The following is a 15799-nucleotide window of genomic DNA, read 5'->3' on the forward strand; positions in this document are numbered from 1 at the left end:
TTGCAAATATTCTAATAAAGCATACAAGTAGTATAAATATTATGATATTAATTCTCTTTTTATTGTTTTTCATATTCTCTTTACAAACTCCCTATACTACGATATTTCTAAGAAATAATGAAAAAAAAGAAAGAAGAAATGTTAAAAAAATTTTACATTTTTATTAAATTATAAATATAATAATTTTTTATTCATAAAATATAATTTAATGTTATATTGAAAATTATTACTTAAGAATAAATTAAGTTTAAATATAATATAATTCTTGTCAGCTCTAGTATATAAAACTTCAATACTAGAGCTAAATACAATAATTTTTTAAGGAGAAAGTTATGAAAAGACTTTGTAGTATTTTTGTGTTAGCTTTAACACTTGGTATCAATTCATTGTCAGCAAATGTTCAAGTAGCACAAGTGCAAACTTCACATAAGCAATTCCAACAAGCCGATGCAGATTTCCTCTTTAATGGAGTAGATACAAGTAAGGTTGCGGTGTTGGATAATCAAGAGATGGAAGAGACTAAGGGTGAGTTCTGGGGTTCATTAGTAGTAGCATTTTTGACACCTGTTTTTGGTGCATTAGGGGATTGGGTTGCTGATTGGATTCGTGGTTGGTAATTTGAAGAGGAGAGTTTATTATGAGAAATACAAAGTTATTTAAAAAAACCTTTATCGCACTAAGCTTAGCTTCTGTTTTTGGTGTGAGTGCAAATGCGTTTTGTGATAGTAAGGGGACGACTTGTTTTATCCCAACTGTTGGTATCGGTGGGATATATTCTGATTTTGGTGGTGGTAGCAATGCTGGTGTGGCAAACTATGGTGGATATTTGACTGCAGATTGGACTGTGACATGGAAAGAGAGAATCTTGGGTTCATTAGGAGCTACTCTTGGTGGTGGTGTAAGTAATCTTTCTGGTGTAAACCTCGCTGCATTAAAGCAAACTAATCCATTTATAATATCAAATATAGAAGCAAAAGTTGGTTTTAATATCTCTACAAAAGAAGTGCCAATTTATATCAATATTTTTACAAGAAATGATGGACTCTTTAATAAAGCCATAATGAGAAATTTAGGTTTAGTTGGTGTTGAATTACAAGCAAAAATCCCTGTTAGCTCAAATGTTAAAATACTTTTTGGTGGTGGATATAGTGGGGTTTATGGTTATTATCAATTCGGCGGTCTAGATTCTAAATCAAGCCTTAATGGATATAACTATGGTATCCATGCTAATATCGGATTTACGACAAAGATTACCCAAGATTATTCATACTATCTCAAAGTCGTTGGACAATATTATAATTTGAACGATTCTAAAGCAGTTACACTTAATAATCAACCAATCAACTATCCTGGAGCAAATAGCTTCAATGTTATGTTAGAAATGGGTGTTAAGGGAATATAGTTTTGCTAAAATATCTCACTATCCTTTATGTTTAATTGATGAATACTAGAATGGAGATTCTAGTATTTTTGATTCTAGGGATTCTTAGAATCTCACTTTGGAAAATGTAAGTTTAAAAAACATTTTATAATTATAAATAAAACAAAATTTCAAGAGGTAATCTATGTTGCAAAACCAAATCAAGCTTTTGTTGATTTCTTTTCTATTCTCATTAACTTTGCTTCATGCAAAGCCTGTGAGTGTAGATGAGATATTTACACAGAGGCAGCAATTCAAGATTCTTGCTTCATTTTCATATATTAATATTAATCGTAAAGAATTAGTGTTAAGTACGATTTCTGTCCCGCAAGCAAATGGAAGTGCTATACAAATCCCTTGTGTCTCACATGCAAATGTGAATCAAGATTATCTCAACTTTGGCTTACAAATGCGTTATGGTGTGTATAAGCGAGTGGAGCTTTTTACCATTGTAAATGCCTTTTGGCAAAATAGTATAGCCCATGTCAATGGAGGGGGCATTGTCTCACAAAATAGAGGGGATTTTGGCTCATGGAATCTAGGAGTATTGGTGCAAGCAAAAAAGGAGGGGAAAGCCCCATCATTGTTTGTAGGTGGGAGTATGGATTTACTTGACCAAACTATGTTTAGTAATAATTCAAAGGCATTGCAATATTTCAAAGGATTCTCTATTTTTGCTACAAGCTTTTATACGATTGATCCTATCGTTTTGTTATTACAAGCAAACTTTCGATTGAATCTCAATAAAACTCTTGATGGCTTAAGTATCAATAATGCCGAAACTTTTACACTCAGTCCTATGGTATATTTTGCAGTCAATCCCTATATCTCACTGAATTGTGGTATAAAATATCAATACAAAACGCAAGATAGCATGGATGGTGTTATGGTGAGTCCTCAAGGCTCATCACTTTCTTATGTTTTTGGTGTTGCCTATGAGATAAAAGCAAAGTTGATATTTTTTGCTGATGCAGAATATAAAAATACAAGCGAATATAGTGCAGGTGCACTCAATATAACGCTATCATATAGAATCTAATATGAAAAAATTTATTTTATTTATTGCATTTTGTATGTTATGTTTTGGGCGGGTGCATATCCATAATGATTCTGTTATGATTGACAAAAGTGTTACTTCATGGTCAGAAATCCGTAATCGCAATCTTACAAGGCAACAATTTGATTATAGCTGTGGGAGTGCTTCGCTTTCTACAATTTTGACATATTATTATGGTGTGAATGTGAGTGAAAAAGAGATTTTAGAATCTGTATTACTCTCAAAGGGCATTGATGTGAATAAGAGAGAGGAGCTAGAGAAAGATGAGCGATTGAAAAAAACACTTGATTTATCATTTTTGGATTTATCTCATTATGCTGAAAGTAAGGGATTTAAAGCTGTTGGATTAGCACTTGATTTAGAAACGCTCAAAAAGCTTAAAGCACCTGTGATTGTGTATGTCAATGTGCGTGATATAGAACATTTTAGTGTTTATAAAGGAATGAGCAAAGATTTCATTTATCTTGCTGATCCTAGCTTTGGAAATATTAAAATACGCATGGATAAGTTTCAAGAAATGTTTTATCGCCGAAGTAATACAAGCCACCCGGGGAAGATTCTCGCAATTTTACCAAATGATAAAAATATACAAATCAATCCAGAGTTTATGAGTAGAAAAGAACATGTTGAGTTTATGTATGAAGTCATAGAAAATAAAATACAATGAGACTATTTTGGATAAAGCCAAAAAGTTTAAGTTTTTGTATAGAATGTATCCCTTTAAACAAGATTGCAACTTCCCACTTATCATTGTGATGCTATAACAAGCAACAATGTTGCTAATATAAATAGATTCTCACAAATATTCTATAAAAGTAGTGTTTTGGTAGATAAAATCCAAATACCATCAAAATTCATAGTTTAGAATCTCTCTAAGATTCTAAGAAATGTTATCACAGATTATGCTTTAAGTAGATTGTTATAATCATATATACGAATTATAGAATCTTGGGGACAATAAAATAGCCATCTTGTGCTTTTGGTGCTTGAGAAAGAATGTCATCGCGAATATATGTATTGTGGGGAATATCTTCACGCATTGGTGTTTTTTGTTCATTGTTTAATAAGATATTGCTTGTATCAACTTCTTGCAAACTATTCATTTTTGCAATAATTTCTGTTAGTTCATTCTTAAAGTCTTCGCGTTTGCTATCTTGAATTTGTATCATTGCAAGTTTTTCGAGTTTATGGAGCAAAATATCATCAACTTTCATTATTTACCTTTATAAAATATAGAATTTTGTGGAATTTCTAGCAGATATTATAACAAATATCTTTTAACCTTTCGCTACGTATAATAGGATTTTAGAAGAATGGGAGAAATTATTGTATTTTAACTTTTTGTGCGAAGTTTTCTTGTGATAAAATCCCCAATACTTTGGATTAATTGAACAATAATCATTAACATAATGACACATGAATACAATATATCATCTCTTGAATTATTAAATCCCTCAAATAATGCTAATGTCCCAAGTCCACCACCGCCAACAGCCCCAGCCATAGCAGAATATCCAACGATTGAAATCATCATAATTGTAATGGTATTAATGAGGGCTGGTTTTGATTCTGCTATCATCATTTTCATAATATCAAATTTATTTGCACCCATGCTTAAAGTTGCTTCAATAAGTCCCTTATTTACCTCATCTAAGGTGTTCTCAAAAAGCCTTGCGACAAATGGAATAGCTGCTATTGTAAGAGAGACAATGGCGGCATTTGGTCCTATGCTAGAACCAACAATAAATCGAGATATTGGCCATACAACAAGTATGAGGACGATAAAAGGGAATGAACGAAAAAGATTCACAAATACCCCAAGAATCCTATTTGTTCGAGGCATAGGGAGGATAGAATCTCTTTTTGTAATTGTTAGAAACATGCCTAATGGTAGCCCTATAAGAGTTGCAAAAAAACCTGATAATAAAACCATATAAATGGTTTCTAAGCTTGCGAAGCTAATACTATTACAAACTTGAAATACTCTTGAAGCAATCTCTTCGTTGCTGATAAGTGTATGGCATAAAATTTCTAATGAAGTCTCTGGATCATTATCAATAAGAGATTGTGGCATGGCAATAAATTTTAGTATCCATGGTTGTGTTATTTCTTCTTCCATGTAATAAAACCTTTCTTGGTAGTAAATTTAAATTCAGTTGCAATTATATTGTAGTTAAGGTCGCAAGAGAATTTTCACTATTGCCGACAATCTTTATTTTCTATATCAATCTGGTTTACATGAATTTTATTCGACTATTTGGAATCTTTGTAATTCTTGCCATTCTTAGATTGTATATTTGGATTTTTTATTTGTTATTTCATACCCTAACAACTCTTTTAATTATCACTTTGGCTAAGTGCTTCACTTTGTGCTTGCGTGATAAGCGGGTCAATTACTTTATCTAAATCACCACTAAGCATAATTTCTTCAAGGCTATAAAGTGTGAGATTTATTCTATGATCACTCATGCGATTTTGAGGATAATTGTATGTACGGATTCTCTCGCTTCTATCACCACTGCCAACTTGGTTTCTACGAGATTCTCTATTTTGTGCATTTTGAGCTTCAAGCTCAGCCTCATAAAGTCTTGCCTGTAAAATCTTAAGTGCTTTATCTTTGTTTTTGTGTTGTGATTTTTCATCTTGCATAGAAACACTTATGCCTGTTGGAATATGAGTAATACGCACTGCAGAATCTGTTGTATTCACACTTTGCCCACCATGCCCACCACTACGGAAAACCTCTATATTTAAATCATTGGGATTGATATTGACTTCGAGAGAATCTACTTCGGGCATAATAGCAACAGTGATTGCTGAAGTATGAATTCTCCCTTGTGATTCTGTCTTTGGGACGCGTTGCACACGATGAGTGCCACCTTCGTATTTGAGACGAGAATATGCACCATTACCTTTGATTAAAGCTATAATCTCTTTATATCCACCAACAGAATTTTCACTACTACTGACAATCTCTACTTTCCATTTTTTGGAATCCGCATAGCGACAATACGCACCAAATAAATCACCAACAAAAATTCCTGCTTCATCGCCCCCTGTTCCAGCACGAATTTCTAAATAAATATTTTTTTTATCATTAGGATCTTTTGGTATAAGGAGGATTTTTATTTCATTTTCTAGTGATTTTTGTGTGATTTCAAGCTCTTTTAATTCTTCTTTTGCAAGTTCACCGAGTTCTTTATCCTCAAGTAGTGCTTTATTGTTAGCAATATCATCAGTAACCTTAATATACTCTCTCGCTTTTCTTACAATATCGTCACTATCACTTTTTTCTTTGCTTAATGAGGTTAATTTAGAAATATCATTCAAAATCTCTTCTTTTGTAAGGAGATTCTCTAATTCTTCATTTCTAGCAATAATTGGTTGTAACTTTTGAATTAGCATAATAAGACTCTCTTATTTTTAAATTCAGAATTTTTGTCAAAGAAAGACATTAAAATCATAGACAAAAGATTGAATCTTGAATTGATGAATTTTCGTATTATATATTATTATGCTGGTATTATTATGCTGGTTTGGCAAGTTTTTTTATAAGACTATTAAGTCTGCTTATTTTTCTTGCAGCCGTATTCTTTTTGAGAATACCTTTGCTTACAAAACTATGAATTTCTTTGTTCGCAATTTTAAATGATTCTGTAGCCATAGTCAAATCGCTTTTAGCAATGGCTTCACGTACAGCTTTTGTAATATTTTTTATACGTGTACGATAATAACGATTGTGTTCTGTTCGTTTTTCTGTTTGTCTAATTCTCTTTTCTGCTGATTTATGATTTGCCATGTTTTTCCTTAAATTATGAAAAATTAAAAATGTTAATTTTAACATAAAATCTTTAAAATATGTTAAAATATTATCAATATTTTTATTATGTTTTGTGATATTTTTAATTTTATTTGGTTTAAGGAAACATTATGAAAATTTTTGGGACAGATGGTGTAAGGGGAAAAGCTGGAGTAGACATTACTGCCATGGTTGCATTGCGTTTAGGGATTGCGGCAGGTATGTATTTTCAAAGAGATTCTATCAAAAAAGAATATTTAGTTACTAATAGAATCCTTGTTGGTAAAGATACGCGAAAAAGTGGTTATATGGTTGAGAATGCTCTTGTGTCAGGTTTGACCTCTGTTGGTATTGATGTTATACAAATTGGTCCTATGCCAACTCCCGCAATCGCTTTTCTTACAGAAGATATGCGATGTAATGCGGGAATCATGATAAGTGCTAGTCATAATCCATATTATGATAATGGAATCAAATTTTTTGATAATCATGGTTTAAAGCTTGATGAAAAAAAAGAACAAGAAATTGAAGAGATTTATCATAACTTAGATTCTCATGATTATAAAACTGGGAAAGAAATTGGCTCTAGTAAGCGAATCGATGATGTTGTTGGTCGCTATATTGTGCATATTAAGAATTCGTTTCCAAAACATTTAACCTTACAAGGAATTCGTATTGTATTAGATTGTGCAAACGGAGCGGCATATAAAGTTGGTCCTAGTATTTTTAAGGAATTGGGTGCAGATGTTGTTGTGCTTAATGATTCCCCTAGCGGATATAATATTAATGATAATTGTGGTGCAATGTATCCCAATATTCTTGCACAAGAGGTGCGAAGGTTGCGTGCAGATGTTGGATTTGGTCTTGATGGCGATGCTGATAGGCTTGTTGTTGTAGATAATGAAGGGCAAATCATACATGGAGATAAGCTTATTGGAGCATTGGCTCTCTATCAAAAGCAACATAATGTTTTGAAAAATAATGGCATTATTGCCACACTTATGAGTAATATAGCCCTCGAAGATTTCTTAAAAAAACATAAGATTATATTAAAACGTTGTAATGTTGGTGATAAATTTGTGTTGCAAGAAATGTTAAAATATGATTTTGCTTTTGGAGGTGAACAAAGCGGACATATTATATTTTCACAATTTGCAAAAACAGGAGATGGTTTAGTATCTGCTTTACAAGTATTAGCACTCATGGTAACAAGCCAAAAGACAAGTAGAGAAATTTTAAATCCTTTTGAACTATTCCCACAGAAACAAACCAACATACAAATTAATAAAAAAATTCCACTTGAAGAAATCAAAGGGTTAAAAAGTATATTAGATGACTTAGATTCTCGGCATATTCGCCACCTCATTCGGTATTCTGGCACAGAAAATAAATTGAGAATCTTATTGGAAGGTAAAGATATTAGTTTGCTTGATAAATATGATACAGCTTTAAAAAATTTGTTTGAAAAAGAATTAAAATAATTGTAAATTTGTTATTAAATATTTAATAACATTTTTCAATGGTAATTGAAGAAAAATCGCAATTCTATTTTAAGAAACAAGAATGTGAAATTAGGAGAGCTTTATGCAAAATAATATAAAGCATGGAGATATTTATGTAGCAAAGCGATTTTCTCTGGCAAACACAACTACAAGACGACATGCACCGACCATGCAATACAATAATAGAACAATTTTTTGCAATGAAAATGAAGAAGCGAGATTACCCCCTAAAGTTACTTTAAGAGAAGCTCTCAAATATTATCAAAATTTTCCTAAAAATGCTAAGCCTCGACATCAGATTCCATTTATGGAATCTGATTTTCACACTTTTTACCAATATCCACATATTGCGTGGCTTGGACATTCTTCACTTTTTATTTCATATCAATATGCTCGTATTTTGGTTGATCCTCTTTTGACTATGTATGCGTCCCCAATCTCTTTTATTAATCGTGCTTTTGAACAAACAAAATGTTATAAAGCAAATGAGTTTCCTTATTTGCTTGCGGTAATTATTACTCATTCTCATTACGATCATTTAGATAAAAAAAGTGTGTTAGCGTTAAACAAGCAAACAAAATATTTTATTTGTCCTCTAAAAGTAGGGTATTATTTACAACAATGGGGCATTGAATCACATAGAATTGTTGAGCTTGATTGGTGGGATGGTATTGGTTTTGCACTCAATTCTTCTCAAATAAAAGTAAATAATCATGTCGCTAATCCAGAAAGATATAGCCAAGATTCTGCGATGTTTTTACGACGCTCTCGGCAAGAAATAATCAAACAAGATGATACTATGATAGAATCAAAAAAGCAGATTACTCAATCTATTGCACCAAAAGATAATCTTAATAATCAAGAGAGGCAAATAATACAAAATTCTGGCTATATGGAATCTTATTTACAAGATTCATTTCTACATGTTATCGCAACACCATCTCAGCACAATTCACGAAGACTTGATAAGTTGGGATTTAATGCAAGTTTGTGGGCAAGTTTTGTGCTTGAGTTTGCACCAAATACACAAGATTATCGCAAACTTTTTTTGAGTGCCGATGGCGGATATTATACACATTTTGAACGCATTGGTGAAATATTTGATGGGTTTGATTTGGCTTGTCTTGAAAGTGGGCAATACAATCAAGCATGGAAACATTCACATTCTTTTCCCCATGAGATTTTACAAGAAGCACAGAATCTTCAAGCACAAGCTGTTTTGCCAATTCACTGGGCACGTTTTATTGCTGGTACACACGCATGGAATGGTGTTGCAAAATTTCTTTTTCACGAACTTACAAAGATTCATATCCCATGTGTGATTCCAAAAATTGGAGAATTTTATCAAATTGGTAGCTTTGATTTTATGCAGAATCAAGAAAAATGGTGGATAATGGAATAATTTAAATCGTTATTCAAGAGTAAGAAGAATGTTAGATAAATTTAATACCACAACAATAGATTATTCTTATTTATTCTTTTTTGTGATATTCTACTTATTTTTATGAAAAAATAACTTTTTGATGATTATAATCAAAGATAAAGCTAGGCTAAAAACCATTATTTTTGTCAAGTAAATGTGTAATAACTCTATCCTCAATAATTGCCATTTTAACTGCTGGTAAAAGATTATTTTTGCGATAATATTCAATCACTTCTTGTGGATTTTGTCCATTCATCATTGATTCGTAATACATTGTTTGAAAGACTTCATTATCATCAACACTGATTTTTTCTTGTTTTGCAAGTTTATCCATAATAAAAGTTACTTTTACGCTTGTGGTTGCTTTTTCCCTTTGTGCTTCAAACAATGCTTTACCTTTTTCTTTATCTTTTTTTAGAGATTCTAGCTCTTCTTGTTTTAGTGTTGAAACTTCATTATTAAATAAAACACTCATTTCTTGCTCAATGATATTTTCCGGTAAGTCAAAATTAAATGTTTTTGAAATATTTTCCAATACTTCTTGTTTTAATTTTTCATTATAGAGTTTAAATTTTGCCTCTTTTTCAAGATCTTTTTTTACTTCTTGTTTTAATTTTTCCAAAGTATTTTCTTCTTTTTTACCTATTATTGATTTTGCAAATGCATCATCAATTTTTACATCAGCTTTTTGCTTGATAGAGTTGAGTTTGACTTTAAATTGTGCATTTTTACCAGCAAGATTTGGTGCTTGATAATTCTCCGGAAACTTTACATCAATAGTTTTTTCTTCATTGATTTGCATACCAATAAGAGATTCCTCAAAGCCGGGTATAAATTGTTTGGAACCAATCATGAGGTCAAAGTTTTCAGCCTTACCACCATCAAATGCCACATTATCCACAAAACCCTCAAAATTAATATTACCAATAAGCCCTTCTTTCAGTTCTTTTTCTTGAGATTCTATGGCTGGGGCACGATCCTTTGCAAGGCGATTGATATGTTCTTCCACTTGTTTATCGGTAACTTTTTCTAATTCAAATTTTGGTATGCAAGAAGAAATATTATCTAATTCAAATTTTGGGGTAATTCCTATTTTTAACTCAATATCAATACCAGTATCTTTTTCATCAAACTTTACGATTAAAGGCTGTCCAATAATTTCTTTTTCTTCTAAACCAAGTTCCTTGATTGCATTTGTATAAAATTCATCGATGCTTTTTTGTCGTGATTCTTCTTTTAAATTTTCTTTATAACGAGATTTTACAACACTTACTGGGACTTTCCCTTTTCTAAAACCATCAATTTTCATATTTTTTGCATAATGATTTGCTAAAGTTTCAGTATGCTTATTTATTGTGTCTGTTGAGATATTTCCACTTGCATTTGCATTTGCTTCATTAACTCTTTGTGTTTTCATAGCAATCCTTAAGGGTTTTTAAGTATAATTTCGTATTGTAACCAAATTTTTATTGTTTGTAAATCTCTAAGGAGTAAAAATGTCGGAAAAAATCAATAACCAAGCCAATGTATTGCGACATGGAAATAAAGTTTCATCGATTGAATTATTAAAACAAAAGTTAAATATGCCCAAAAATCTCTCACCAAATTTTGGAGAAATTGTATCGGTTGAGACAAATATTATAAAGGCTACTGGTTTATCGCCAAGTGTTGGTGATGTTGTGTGGCTGATTCGGAGTGATGATAGTCGCACAGAAGGTATTGTCATTGCTACTCATAAAGAAATTTTTAGCATAAGTCCATTTAGTTTTACAGAGGGTTTTAAGAGTGGAGATAGGGTAACGATTGCAAAAGAGGGGTTGCGTATCCCTGTTGGTGAAGAGCTTTTAGGAAGAGTGATTAACCCTCTTGGTATGCCCCTTGATGACCAGGGAATATTGCAAACAATGCAAACAACCCCTATCATTAATGCACCAATATCTGCATTAAAAAGAGGGCTGATTGATGAAGTCTTTAGCGTTGGTGTGAAAAGCATAGATTCTCTACTCACTTGTGGCAAAGGGCAAAAAATGGGGATTTTTGCCGGTTCTGGTGTGGGGAAATCAACCCTTATGGGTATGATAGTCAAAGGAAGTCAAGCTCCAATCAAAGTCGTCGCCCTCATCGGCGAACGCGGACGCGAAGTGCCTGAATTTATCCATAAAAATCTCAATAATGATTTGAGCAATACCATTCTCGTGGTTGCCACAAGTGATGATTCTCCTCTTATGCGTAAGTATGGCGCGTTTTCTGCAATGGCGATTGCCGAATATTTCAAAAGTTTAGGCAATGATGTGCTATTTATTATGGATTCTGTAACGCGTTTTGCAATGGCACAACGAGAGATTGGCTTGGCACTTGGTGAGCCACCTACAAGCAAGGGCTATCCGCCATCTGTCCTCGCACTTCTTCCGCAGCTTATGGAGAGGGCTGGTAAAGAAGAGGGCAAAGGGAGCATTACCGCGTTTTTTACCGTGCTTGTGGAGGGCGATGACTTGAGCGACCCTATTGCTGACCAAAGCCGAAGTATATTAGATGGGCATATTGTGCTTGATAGAAGTTTGACTGATTTTGGAATCTATCCACCAATCAATATACTTAATTCTGCCTCAAGGATAATGAATGATATTATTGCAGAAGAACATAAATTGGCTGCAAGAAAATTCCGCCGTATGCAAGCTTTATTAAAAGAAAATGAAGTATTAATAAGAATAGGAAGTTATCATAAAGGAAATGACGCAGAACTTGATGAGGCAATTGATAAAAAGATAGTGATAGAAGAGTTTTTAGGGCAAGATGAAAACACTCAAGTAGATTTTACAGAAAGTGTTATGCAGATGATAAATATTGCAAATAATAGTGTAATGTAGAATTTGGCTACAAAGAATAGATTCTAAATTCTTTATTGACAGCAAATATAGTATAGGGGAAATGTTAATATTTTTTAAGAATAGTTAGGGAATTGGGATATAGAGCAAAAAACGAAAATGCAATGAGGAATCTATAATTTTAACATGAAAAGATAATAAGTAAATCTTACAAAGTGTGTAAAATGGGTTTCGTGTCTCAAAAAATTATTGATTTCTTTTGTTGGATTTATCAAGTAAAGTTATGCGTATAAAAAATGCTATAAGCAGAGTAACCAAAAGAACTTGCAGGATAATTTCAGCAGAGTTCAATAAAGATTCTGAATCTGGAGATGCCATGATTTTTGGTTCTTGAGCGAATACATTAACAATTTTTGGTGCGTAAAAAAAACCAAAAAGAAACATTAAAATGGTATTTAGAATACTTAGAATCCACACAAAGAAATTACTTTTTTGGAATCTATAACTCAAAGTATCGTAAAATAAGATAAAAATCGCAGCAAAAATTACAATATATCCAAATTTTGCAACTACATCTGATAAAATGATTCCTTGATCATATTTTGTAATGCTTGAAGCATATTCATTTAATCGTAACAAGGCATCAGCATTAAGGATTGTAGATTCTGTAAAACCCAATACAATAATTCCCCCAATACATATACCAAGAATCAAGAGATACAATCCTGTCATGATTTTTGCAGACATAAAAATCCTCGCTTAAAGCACCATTAATATCCCATCTTGTTCCACAAGACCATTAAAATATTGTAATCTTTCTTCATCATTTTGAACCTGCACACTACAATTAATCGCTACATATTTATGATGACTTGAGACATGCTCTGTTGGAGATATTTCAGCTTTCCCCCCAAAAACAGATTCTATGGCTTCTAGTATTCTTTCTTTTTTAAAACCAATAATGCGATAACCCCAAGTACATGGATAATCAATTTGTGGCTTTATGTTAATTTCTAATTGCGTGTGTGGGTAATCATTGTGCATATTGTTCCTTGCCAAATAATAAGATTAAAACATTGTAAAAATTAATGTGCTGATATACTCGCTTTATAGATTTTTGAAAATCTAATCCCATTTGGGATTATACTATAATCTTCTTAATGTTTCAATGAATATTTCTTAGGCTCAAATTCATTTCTACAATTAAAATAGTATGATGATTATTTTGGATTTATAGTCAGAGGATCTTGATAGACATTCTCTTAAGATAGTTAAATTTCATTTGCTATTATTCTATTCTAGAATCTTTTCCTATCCAGACAATTACTTATCACACTTTCATATCAAACTTTAAAAGGAAGCATAATGCAAAATCCCCATGCCAATCTTAATTCCGAGCAGTATATGGCAGCTAATGCACCTTTAGGGCATAATCTTGTAATTGCAAGTGCCGGCACGGGGAAAACTTCTACGATTGTTGGACGCATTGCCACACTTTTGCAAAGAGGCATTCAACCAAGTGAAATTTTATTGCTTACTTTTACAAATAAAGCTTCTCATGAAATGATTGGACGTATTGCAAATATTTTTGGCACAACAATAGCAAATAAAATTGAAGCTGGAACATTTCATAGTGTGGCATATCGCTATTTACGCACACATAGACATATTCTTTTAAAACAACCAAGAGAGCTCAAAATTCTGTTTAAGAGCATTTATGATCGTTATCATTTTAATACAGAAAAAACACCATATTCATATCAATATCTTTACGAATCTTATTCACTTTATAAAAATAGCACACTCACAAAAACTTATAGTGATTGGTTGGCTGATAAAAATGCCGAACAGCTTGAGTTTGTTGAGATTTATGAGCATATTTTTGATGAATTTGCGGAGTTAAAGAGAAATTATGGGTATGCGGATTATAATGATTTACTTATTTTTTATCGTGAAGAACTTACTCTTTTACGGGAAAAAGATGAGATGCCCTATATCGAGGTTTTATGCGATGAATATCAAGATACAAATCCTTTGCAAGATTCTATCATTCGTGCAATTGCACCTAAAAGTCTTTTTTGTGTGGGAGATTACGACCAGAGTATTTATGCTTTTAATGGAGCTGATATTAATATCATTACAAATTTTACACAAAATTATGAGCATGCACAAGTATTTTCTTTGAGTAAAAATTATCGATCAAGTAAATATATTTTGGAGCTTGCTAATCGTGTTATTGCAAATAACCCCAGAATCTATGCTAAGCAGCTAGAGGTTGTAAAGACGAATCAAGCACATTTACCTTCATTGTTGCAATATCCAGACCTTTTTCAGCAATATAATGGTATTGCAAAAAAGATTCAGGAAATACATAATACATTAAATCTGGCTTATAGTGATTTTGCTATCATTTATCGTAATAATTCAAGTGCTGATGGTTTGGAAGCTTCACTAAAATCTTTGGGGATTGCAAGCAAACGCAAGGGTAGCACGAATTTTTTTGAAGCAAAAGAGATTGAATTTTTACTTTGTTTGTGTAATATTCTCACGAATTCGCGTGATATGATGAGTTATATTCATGTGTTTAGCCATGCAAAAGGTATTGGCAATTCTATTGCAAAAGATATTTTTGAGGCACTTTTGATTCTTGGTCATGGAGATTGTAAGCAAGGATTGCTTATGCCAGATACCACTCAAGAATGTTATCCACGCAAAACAAGTAATGGTGGTATTGGTCTTTTCGATGACTTTTTTCGCAAAGAAGAGGCTGGTCGATTTAATAATTTTTTACATAATGATTTTAAATCACATCCATTATTGCAACATTACAAGATCCATAAAGAAGCAGTAGAATTTTTAAATGATTTTTTTATTGCATATAAGGAAAATATTGGGACGAATAGTCCTCAGATACTTTTACGCAATTTGACACAAACAAGATTCTATATAAAATATTTAGAATCTCTTTTGCATGAACGTTCAAAAACAAAAGATGGTAAAATAGATTCTGCTTTATATGACATTAAAAAACAACAGGCAGAATCTCGACTTTCAATTCTCTATAATCTAAGCAAGAATTATAAGGATTTAAGAAGTTTTTTAAATGCTATGGTTCTTGGGAGTAGTGAATTTGCTGAAGGAAATGGTGTTAATCTCTTGAGTGTGCATGCAAGTAAGGGGCTTGAATTTACATGTGTATTTGTAGTAGATCTCATGGAAGGGAGATTCCCAAATCATAAACTTGCTTCAAAGGCTGGGAGCATTGAAGAAGAACGAAGACTTTTTTATGTTGCACTGACCCGTGCAAAAGAATATTTGTATCTCTCATTTGCCCTAAATGATAGCCTTAAAAATAGTGAATATAAACCATCAATCTTTTTGTTTGAAGGAAAGTTGCTTGATGAGAAAGATTTTCAAAAACCATGATAATTCCAAAATCCTTATGATTTTTTCAAACAAATAACAATAACCTATTTGGTTGCAAGGGAAATTATAAGCATAATAAATCTTTAATCATTTATTCATAATACAAACAAAATATTGAAATATTTTATTCATTTTTGCACAGAAAGATACTATCTTTATACACCTACAAATCATTTTACCCCATAAATCTTTTACCTCTTCACTTGTGGTGTTGGTGTTATTACAATAATATCATTTTTAATCTTATTATATATTGCTTGTCCTATGCCTTTGACTTGCATAATATCTTCTTTTTTCTTGAATCTTGTTTTAGAACGATATTCAATAATTGCTTTTGCTTTTGCTTC

Annotated in this window: 16 protein-coding genes; 8 read left to right on the top strand and 8 right to left on the bottom strand. The window is 32.1% G+C overall.

Annotation, left to right across the window (positions count from 1 at the left end; all coding sequences use genetic code 11):
• The first annotated feature begins 332 nt into the window (after positions 1–332).
• The 4 genes from CQA53_RS09255 (at position 333) to CQA53_RS09270 (ending at position 3144) form a co-directional block, all read left to right on the top strand.
• Positions 333–617 (top strand): hypothetical protein, encoded by a 285-nt coding sequence (locus CQA53_RS09255; protein WP_115543719.1) that lies wholly within the window; start codon positions 333–335, stop codon positions 615–617.
• A 20-nt stretch (positions 618–637) separates the two neighbouring features.
• Complete coding sequence (locus CQA53_RS09260) at positions 638–1402, top strand: hypothetical protein (protein ID WP_115543720.1); 765 nt, start codon at positions 638–640, stop codon at positions 1400–1402.
• Positions 1403–1565: 163 nt separating this feature from the next.
• A complete protein-coding gene (locus CQA53_RS09265) occupies positions 1566–2459 on the top strand; it encodes a hypothetical protein (RefSeq protein WP_115543721.1) in 894 nt (297 codons plus the stop codon).
• Position 2460: 1 nt separating this feature from the next.
• On the top strand, positions 2461–3144 hold the full coding sequence (locus CQA53_RS09270) for a C39 family peptidase (RefSeq protein ID WP_115543722.1): 684 nt from the start codon (positions 2461–2463) through the stop codon (positions 3142–3144).
• Positions 3145–3415: 271 nt separating this feature from the next.
• Here the strand turns inward: CQA53_RS09270 and gatC are convergent, their stop codons facing one another.
• The 4 genes from gatC to rpsT form a co-directional block, all read right to left on the bottom strand.
• A complete protein-coding gene (gene gatC / locus CQA53_RS09275) occupies positions 3416–3691 on the bottom strand; it encodes an Asp-tRNA(Asn)/Glu-tRNA(Gln) amidotransferase subunit GatC (protein WP_115543723.1) in 276 nt (91 codons plus the stop codon).
• 119 nt (positions 3692–3810) lie between these two features.
• Positions 3811–4410: a methionine ABC transporter permease gene (locus tag CQA53_RS09280; protein ID WP_245945840.1), complete on the bottom strand. Its 600-nt coding sequence runs from the start codon at positions 4408–4410 to the stop codon at positions 3811–3813.
• A gap of 404 nt (positions 4411–4814) precedes the next feature.
• Entirely contained in the window at positions 4815–5882 is a 1068-nt protein-coding gene (gene prfA / locus CQA53_RS09285) for a peptide chain release factor 1 (protein WP_115543725.1), read from the bottom strand.
• 121 nt (positions 5883–6003) lie between these two features.
• On the bottom strand, positions 6004–6276 hold the full coding sequence (gene rpsT, locus CQA53_RS09290; protein WP_115543726.1) for a 30S ribosomal protein S20: 273 nt from the start codon (positions 6274–6276) through the stop codon (positions 6004–6006).
• 131 nt (positions 6277–6407) lie between these two features.
• Between rpsT and glmM the strand changes: the two genes are divergently transcribed.
• Both glmM and CQA53_RS09300 read left to right on the top strand, forming a co-directional pair.
• The gene (gene glmM / locus CQA53_RS09295; protein WP_115543727.1) at positions 6408–7757 is read left to right on the top strand and encodes a phosphoglucosamine mutase; all 1350 of its coding nucleotides are present in this window, start codon (positions 6408–6410) and stop codon (positions 7755–7757) included.
• Positions 7758–7860: 103 nt separating this feature from the next.
• Positions 7861–9180, top strand: coding sequence for an MBL fold metallo-hydrolase (locus CQA53_RS09300; protein ID WP_245945838.1), 1320 nt, complete (start codon positions 7861–7863; stop codon positions 9178–9180).
• Positions 9181–9328: 148 nt separating this feature from the next.
• On the opposite strand, the gene tig is transcribed toward CQA53_RS09300, so the two are convergent.
• The gene (tig, locus tag CQA53_RS09305; protein ID WP_115543728.1) at positions 9329–10618 is read right to left on the bottom strand and encodes a trigger factor; all 1290 of its coding nucleotides are present in this window, start codon (positions 10616–10618) and stop codon (positions 9329–9331) included.
• Between the two features lie 79 nt (positions 10619–10697).
• On the opposite strand from tig, the gene fliI reads away from it, so the two are divergent.
• Complete coding sequence (gene fliI, locus CQA53_RS09310; RefSeq protein ID WP_115543729.1) at positions 10698–12068, top strand: flagellar protein export ATPase FliI; 1371 nt, start codon at positions 10698–10700, stop codon at positions 12066–12068.
• A gap of 204 nt (positions 12069–12272) precedes the next feature.
• Here fliI and CQA53_RS09315 read toward each other — a convergent pair whose 3' ends face one another.
• The gene (locus tag CQA53_RS09315; RefSeq protein WP_115543730.1) at positions 12273–12773 is read right to left on the bottom strand and encodes a hypothetical protein; all 501 of its coding nucleotides are present in this window, start codon (positions 12771–12773) and stop codon (positions 12273–12275) included.
• A gap of 12 nt (positions 12774–12785) precedes the next feature.
• Positions 12786–13070: an HP0495 family protein gene (locus CQA53_RS09320; RefSeq protein WP_115543731.1), complete on the bottom strand. Its 285-nt coding sequence runs from the start codon at positions 13068–13070 to the stop codon at positions 12786–12788.
• 321 nt (positions 13071–13391) lie between these two features.
• Here CQA53_RS09320 and CQA53_RS09325 point away from each other — a divergent pair, with 321 nt between their 5' ends.
• Positions 13392–15452, top strand: a complete 2061-nt coding sequence (locus CQA53_RS09325; RefSeq protein WP_115543732.1) for an ATP-dependent helicase — start codon at positions 13392–13394, stop codon at positions 15450–15452.
• A 191-nt stretch (positions 15453–15643) separates the two neighbouring features.
• Here the strand turns inward: CQA53_RS09325 and CQA53_RS09330 are convergent.
• A partial coding sequence (locus CQA53_RS09330) for a ComEA family DNA-binding protein (RefSeq protein WP_181882412.1) occupies positions 15644–15799 on the bottom strand: 156 nt, incomplete at its 5' end.

The organism is Helicobacter didelphidarum (assembly GCF_003364195.1).
Lineage (GTDB): Bacteria > Campylobacterota > Campylobacteria > Campylobacterales > Helicobacteraceae > Helicobacter_A > Helicobacter_A didelphidarum.